The sequence below is a fragment of the Micromonospora sp. WMMD736 genome, assembly GCF_049179015.1.
In the GTDB taxonomy this organism is placed as follows: domain Bacteria; phylum Actinomycetota; class Actinomycetes; order Mycobacteriales; family Micromonosporaceae; genus Micromonospora.
In genome coordinates this window covers 1-1,880 of record NZ_JBMHMI010000129.1, presented here as the reverse complement: position 1 = coordinate 1,880, position 1,880 = coordinate 1, and the positions used below count along the sequence as shown (strand labels likewise).

Sequence of the window (1,880 nt, the reverse complement as noted above, 5' to 3'; positions counted from 1 at the left end):
GCAGCTGGGCTTCGCCCGCCAGGCAATGATCGGGATTCGCTGCACCGGCGACACCACCAAGGTCGCCGAGAAGCTGGCCACCATCGACGAGGTCGACTACGTCGTGCTGACGGCGGGCTCGTTCGACGCGATCATCGAGGTGGTCTGCGAAGACGACGACGGCCTGCTCGACTTGCTCAACACCCAGATTCGCGCGTTGCCAGAGGTGATATCCACCGAAACCCTCGTGTACTTGAAACTCGTTAAACAACAATATAATTGGGGTACTCGATGACCATGATTGACACCGGCCAGGAAACCGCCGGTGACCTATCCGCCAAGGCCAACCGCCACCTGTGGGGCCACTTCGCCCGGCACGGCGCCGACATCCACCCGCCGATCATCACCCGCGGCGAGGGTGTGACGATCTGGGACGACAAGGGCCGCAGCTACATCGACGGGTTGTCGGGCCTGTTCGTCGTCCAGGTCGGGCATGGCCGCACCGAGCTGGCCGAAGCCGCCGCCAAGCAGGCCGAGACGCTGGCGTTCTTTCCGCTGTGGTCCTATGCCACGCCGACCGCCATCGAGTTGGCCGAGCGGGTCGCCGGCTACGCACCCGGCGACCTGAACCGGGTGTTCTTCACCACCGGCGGCGGCGAGGCCGTCGAAACCGCGTGGAAGCTGGCCAAGAACTACTTCAAGCTGACCGGCAAACCCGGCAAGTACAAGGTGATTTCGCGGGCGATCGCCTACCACGGCACCCCGCAGGGGGCGCTGGCCATCACCGGGTTGCCGGTGTTCAAGCAGCAGTTCGAACCGCTCACCCCGGGCGGTTTCCGGGTGCCCAACACCAACTTCTACCGCGCCCCGGCGCCGTATGACACCGATGAGAAGGCGTTCGGCCGCTACTGCGCGGACCGCATCGCCGAAGCGATCGAGCAGGAGGGCCCCGACACGGTGGCCGCGGTGTTCCTGGAACCGGTGCAGAACGCCGGCGGCTGTTTCCCGCCGCCGCCGGGCTACTTCGAGCGGGTTCGCCAGATCTGCGACGAGTACGACGTGCTGCTGGTCTCCGACGAGGTGATCTGCGCCTACGGCCGGATCGGGTCGATGTTCGCCTGTAGCAGCGAACTCGGGGACTTCGGCTACGTCCCCGACATGATCACCTGCGCCAAAGGCCTGACCTCGGGGTACTCCCCGATCGGCGCGATGGTCGCGTCGGACCGGCTGTTCGAGCCGTTCAACGACGGCAAGACGACGTTCGCGCACGGCTACACGTTCGGTGGGCATCCGGTGTCGGCGGCGGTGGCGCTGGCCAACCTCGACATCTTCGAACGCGAGGGCCTCAACGACCGGGTCAAGGAGAACGCCCCGGCCTTCCGCGCCACCCTCGAGCAGCTCTACGACCTGCCGATCGTCGGCGACATCCGCGGCGCGGGCTACTTCTACGGCATCGAACTGGTGAAGGACAAGGCCACCAAGGAGACGTTCAGCGACGAGGAGTCCGAGCGCCTGTTGCGGGGGTACTTGACGCCGGCCCTGTTCGAGGCCGGGCTGTACTGCCGCGCCGACGACCGGGGCGATCCCGTGGTGCAGCTCGCGCCGCCGCTGATCTGCGGCCAGGCCGAGTTCGATGCGATTTACAACATCCTGCGCGACGTGCTCGGTGAGGCCAGCCGCCGGTTGTAAGCGTCGGCCGTTGATTCTGCGCCCAGGGCGGCCGCTACTCGCACGATGCCGCCACAGGCGCAGGGTCGACGCAAGGTGGATAGTCACATAAACCACATGCGTCACAGCGTGGCTCCGCGGATCCAGGGCCAAAGTCGCCTAATCTGCGCAGACGATGGGGACTTCACGAATCTCAGCGTTGGCGATGGCGGCAGCACTGCTGGCGGCGCCGG

General features: G+C 66.2%; 2 protein-coding genes. Both read left to right on the top strand.

Annotation, left to right across the window (positions count from 1 at the left end; all coding sequences use genetic code 11):
• On the top strand, positions 1–274 hold a 274-nt coding region (locus ACN269_RS34570), incomplete at its 5' end, for an Lrp/AsnC family transcriptional regulator (RefSeq protein WP_421477520.1).
• 2 nt (positions 275–276) lie between these two features.
• Positions 277–1,668, top strand: coding sequence for an aspartate aminotransferase family protein (locus tag ACN269_RS34565; protein ID WP_421477522.1), 1,392 nt, complete (start codon positions 277–279; stop codon positions 1,666–1,668).
• Positions 1,669–1,880 lie beyond the last annotated feature (212 nt).